The sequence below is a fragment of the Saccharomonospora halophila 8 genome (assembly GCF_000383775.1).
Taxonomy (GTDB): domain Bacteria; phylum Actinomycetota; class Actinomycetes; order Mycobacteriales; family Pseudonocardiaceae; genus Saccharomonospora; species Saccharomonospora halophila.
On record NZ_KB912493.1, the window covers coordinates 17,086 to 19,976 of the forward strand.

The 2,891-nt window shown below is 72.9% G+C and carries 3 protein-coding genes and 1 pseudogene; 2 read left to right on the plus strand and 2 right to left on the minus strand.

The window, feature by feature from the left end; translation table 11 throughout:
- A partial coding sequence (locus SACHA_RS20180; RefSeq protein ID WP_019807399.1) for a TetR/AcrR family transcriptional regulator occupies positions 1-262 on the minus strand: 262 nt, incomplete at its 3' end.
- Between the two features lie 148 nt (positions 263-410).
- Here SACHA_RS20180 and SACHA_RS20185 point away from each other — a divergent pair.
- Both SACHA_RS20185 and SACHA_RS0103955 read left to right on the plus strand, forming a co-directional pair.
- On the plus strand, positions 411-2,033 hold the full coding sequence (locus SACHA_RS20185; protein WP_019807400.1) for an MDR family MFS transporter: 1,623 nt from the start codon (positions 411-413) through the stop codon (positions 2,031-2,033).
- A gap of 113 nt (positions 2,034-2,146) precedes the next feature.
- Positions 2,147-2,479, plus strand: a complete 333-nt coding sequence (locus SACHA_RS0103955) for a YnfA family protein (protein WP_019807401.1) — start codon at positions 2,147-2,149, stop codon at positions 2,477-2,479.
- Between the two features lie 4 nt (positions 2,480-2,483).
- Here SACHA_RS0103955 and SACHA_RS20190 read toward each other — a convergent pair.
- Positions 2,484-2,891, minus strand: a pseudogene (locus SACHA_RS20190) (VOC family protein); the annotation flags it as partial.

Below are 2,891 nucleotides of genomic sequence, written 5' to 3' on the forward strand. Positions count from 1 at the left end.
ACGGCCGCTCGTCGGCGGGCCGGGCCGCCACCGCCGCGAGCAGCCGGGCGAGCCGGGTGCGCTCGCCGTGCAGCAGCGCCTCCTCCTTGCCCGTGAAGTAGTTGGAGAAGGTGCGCCGGGACACCGTCGCCGCGTCGGCGACGGCCTCCACGGTGAGCTGGTCGTACCCGTCCCGCAGGGCGAGCCGCATCGCGGCCTCGTGCAGCGCGCGCTTCGTCGCCCGCTTCTTGCGTTCGCGCAGTCCCGGCCCGGTCTCGTCCACGGGTCGATCGTAAGCCCTCGACCGGTGTGATTCTCAACGCGCAAACTTGCCCAATGAGAAACTTTTACGGACAGTGGTCGGGCGGGGCCACGGCCACCGTCCGCCACCGACCGTCCCGACCGCGAGGTCCGACCGTTCCGGAGACCGAGTGACCAGCCCCACGACCGCGCCCGCCGACGACACCGTGTCCTCCGCCCGCCGCGGGGAGGTGCTCAAGGCCCTCACCGGGCTGCTGCTCGCGCTGTTCGTCGCGATGACCAGCTCCACCATCGTCTCGGTCGCGCTGCCCCGGATCATCGGTTCGCTCAACGGTACCCAGACCCAGTACACCTGGGTGGTCACCGCGACGCTGCTCGCCGCGACCGCGTCCACCCCGATCTGGGGCAAACTGTCCGACCTCTACAGCAAGAAGCGGCTGACCCAGGTCGCGATCTCGGTGTTCCTGGTCGGCTCCCTGGTGAGCGGGTTCGCGCAGGAACCGGGGCAGCTCATCGCCGCCCGTGCCGTCCAGGGGCTCGGCGTCGGCGGTCTGCAGGCGCTGGTACAGGCGGTGATCGCGGCGATGATCCCGCCCAGGGAACGCGGCCGGTACAACGGCGTGCTCGGCGCGGTCATGGCGCTGGCCACGGTGAGCGGTCCCCTGCTCGGCGGGCTGATCACCGACGTGTCGTGGCTGGGGTGGCGCTGGTGCTTCTTCCTCGGCGTGCCGTTCTCCGCCGTCGCACTGGTCGTGTTGCACCGGACGCTGGATCTCCCCGTGGTGCGCGGGCGCGCGGAGGTCCGTGTCGACTACCCGGGTGCGGCGCTCGTCGGCACGGGCGTGAGCATCCTGCTGATCTGGGTGTCGTTCGTGGACGGGTCGTTCGGGTGGCTGTCGTGGCAGACGGCGGTGCTGGCGGGCTCGGCCCTGGCGATCCTGACGGTCGCGGTGTGGTGGGAGTCGCGCGCCGCCGAACCGATCGTGCCGCTGCGCATCCTGCGGCAGCCCACGCCCGCCCTGGCGATCGTGGCCAGCCTCGCCGTCGGCATGGCGATGTTCGGCGGTGCGGTGTTCCTCGGCCAGTACTTCCAGGTGGCGCGCGGGTACGACCCCACGGCGGCCGGGCTGATGATGGTGCCGATGATGGCGGGCACGCTGGTGGCCTCGACCGTCTCCGGCATGCTGGTCAGCCGCACCGGCAGGACGAAGCCGTTCATCGTGGCGGGCACCGTCGTGCTGGTCACGGGCTTCGGGGTGCTGTCGACGCTCGGTCCGAACACCCCGCTGCCGGTGGTGTTCGGCGGACTGCTGCTGGTCGGCACCGGCGTGGGTCTGTCCATGCAGAACCTCGTGCTGGCGGTGCAGAACACCGTGGCCCTGCGGGACGTGGGTGCGGCGAGCGCGTCCGTGGCGTTCTTCCGCTCGCTCGGGGGCACGACCGGCATCGCGGTGCTGGGGGCGGTGCTGGACCGGACGGTGGAGAGCGACATCGCCGCCGGCCTGGCCGAGGCGGGGGTTCCCGACCCGGCCACCGCCGGGACCAGTAACCTCAACCTGGCCGAACTGCCGGAGCCGGTGCGCGACCTCGTCCGGACCGCCTACGGTGACGCGACGGGGGACCTCTTCCTGATCTCGACGGCGATCGCCGTGGTGGGCGTGCTGGCCGCACTGGCGTTGAAGCCCGCCGACCTGCGCACCAGCCTCGACCTCGACCCGGACGGCACCGGCGCACCCGGCGCCACCGACACCGATCCGGACGGGGACACGACCGCCCCGCCGGTGCGGGGCTGACCTCCCGAACCGGTACACCGCGGGATCGTCGCCGGGTGCGCCGGGGCCGCCGTCCCGCCACCGGCGTAGGGTCCCGGGTGCCCCGCCCCGCCGGTTTCCGAGGGAGGTCGCCCGTGCTCGTGCTGCGTTCGATCGCGTTGTTCCTGGTGGCCGCGCTCGCCGAGATCGGCGGTGCCTGGCTGGTCTGGCAGGGGGTGCGGGAACACCGCGGTCTGGTGTGGATCGGTGCCGGGGTGCTCGCGCTCGGACTGTACGGGTTCGTCGCCACGCTGCAGCCGGACCCGCACTTCGGCCGGATCCTCGCCGCCTACGGCGGGGTGTTCGTCGCCGGGTCGCTGGCGTGGGGCATGGTCGTCGACGGCTACCGGCCGGACCGGTTCGACGTGCTCGGGGCGGTGCTCTGCCTCGCCGGGGTCGCGGTCATCATGTACGCGCCGCGCGGGTGACGCCTCACCGACCACGCCGGGCGGCGCGGTGGGCGGCCATCCGGACGGGGGCGTTGGCCGTGCCGTACCCGGCGTAGTCGCCCACCCGCTGGACGACCTCGAAGAACACCCGGGAGCCGAGCACCTCGGTGAAGAAGTGGAAGTACTCCCCGTCGGCGTCCCGATCGTAGAGGATGCGGTGCTCGCGCAGAGCCGCGTGGGTCTCGTCGGGCAGCCGGACCCGGGCCTCGAGGTCGTCGTAGTAGTTGTCCGGCACGGACAGCAGCGGGGCGCCCCGTCCCCGTGCGGTCCGGGCGCAGGCCACGATGTCGTCGGTGGCGAAGGCGATGTGCTGGGGGTCGGGTACCGCGGGCGACCAGTCCCCGCGGCGCAGCACCGTGCCGTGCAGGGCGATCCGCACGCGGTCGTGCCG